The following is a 1,598-nucleotide window of genomic DNA, read 5'->3' as shown; positions in this document are numbered from 1 at the left end:
GTTGCCGTTGCCGCCTCCCTGGGTGCCGCCCTGGGTGTTGCCGTTGCCGCCGCCCTGGGTGCCGCCCTGGGTGTTGCCGTTGCCGCCCCCCTGCGTGCCGCCCTGAGTGTTCCCGCGGCCGTTGCCCTGCGTGCCGCCCTGGGTGTTCCCGTTCCCGCCTCCCTGGGTGCCGCCCTGGGTGTTGCCGTTGCCGCCCCCCTGCGTGCCGCCCTGAGTGTTCCCGCGGCCGTTGCCCTGCGTGCCCCCCTGGGTGTTCCCGTTCCCGTTGCCCTGCGTGCCGCCCTGGGTGTTGCCGTTGCCGCCTCCCTGGGTGCCACCCTGGGTGTTGCCGCGGCCGTTGCCCTGCGTGCCACCCTGGGTGTTGTGCTGGTGGTTATTGCTCTGCATGCTGACCGAATGCGCAGCTGCACGGTGCATGGGCGCGGCCTCGGCGCTGGCCACACCGACGGTTCCTGCGGCCAGTGCGGCGATGCAGGAAATCCCTGCGATGCGGGCCATGTGACGTCGAGCGTTAAACATGAGGAAACCTCGTATTTTCTAGGTGGACGAACCTTCGTAGATTCATTTCAACTCGTCTGGCCTCTGCTGCACGTCCCCTGATCGGAGGAGCAACAGGTTGATGTGTCTGTCGGCCGACGAGAGAGGCTTGGCTGATGCAGCAGGCAGTAGGTCTTGATGGGCCTTGTTGCCGTCTTCGTTGCCCCGCAATGGAGCGGTCATCGACAGACCGCTGATGGGGGCTTGGGCGCCGGTTCTACTCAGCGGATCGGTATGGGTTGGATGCGGATAAGGTCCTACCGGGACGGCTCTGCGGGCCGCGGCCGGTGGAGACATTCGCGCAGGTCGCTTCGGAGCGCGTGCCCACGATGCCAGGTAACCCTGCAACGAAATGGAAGACGAGAAGTCCGATCCGGCGTCGTTGCGGCTTTCAACGGCGCCCGGGCGTGATCGTGGACGTCGGCGCTGTCGAGGAGGGAAGGCCTTCGCGTCCGGAACACGTAGGCGTGCCGCAACCTGAGCCTGTCCGCCGGCGTCGGGGCACCATCGGGATGATCTCCGTGTGACTGGTGCGATCCCGGTGCCCCAGCCGACTTGAGACAACTCCGTTGAATGGGCTGAACCCGGCTTGCTTCTGCAGGCGGATTACAGCGGCAGCTGCGCTGCGAAGGCGTGGACGACTGCAGCGGGACAGCCATGGAGCCTGCCTCTGACAGATCGGACACCGGCTGCCGGTGGCAGCTTGCACCGTCGGTCGTGCTGATGGGTGACGATGAGCATCGGCACCCACTCCTCCAGCACATGTGGAAACCAACGAGGCCCCCGGGGCTGTGGTGCGGAGACGTCGGACATCTCGCTCAACAGCCCGGGGGCCTCGCCGTCACGACAGTGGCCTCACTCGATCAGTGACCGACTTCAGAAGACTCATTGCGAACGCCATGGGTGAAGCAGAAGGAGATGGGCGCGGCGCGGTGATGATGCGCCCTGCCGCCGCGTTCTGGGCACCTTGTGTGCCGCCTTGGGTGTTGCCGGTGCCGCCTTGTGTGCCGCCTTGGGTGTTGCCGGTGCCGCCTTGTGTGCCGCCTTGGGTGTTGCCGGTG

Annotated in this window: 1 protein-coding gene and 1 pseudogene; both read right to left on the bottom strand. The window is 66.6% G+C overall.

Annotated features, from left to right (window positions below; translation table 11 throughout):
• On the bottom strand, positions 1-498 hold a 498-nt coding region (locus ACIRA5_RS52200; RefSeq protein ID WP_403705355.1), incomplete at its 3' end, for a hypothetical protein.
• Positions 499-1,378: 880 nt separating this feature from the next.
• A pseudogene (locus ACIRA5_RS52195) lies at positions 1,379-1,598 on the bottom strand (hypothetical protein); the annotation flags it as partial.

It is taken from the genome of Streptomyces sp. NPDC096311, assembly GCF_044763085.1.
In the GTDB taxonomy this organism is placed as follows: Bacteria; Actinomycetota; Actinomycetes; order Streptomycetales; family Streptomycetaceae; genus Streptomyces.
This window is presented reverse-complemented; position numbering and strand designations above follow the sequence as displayed.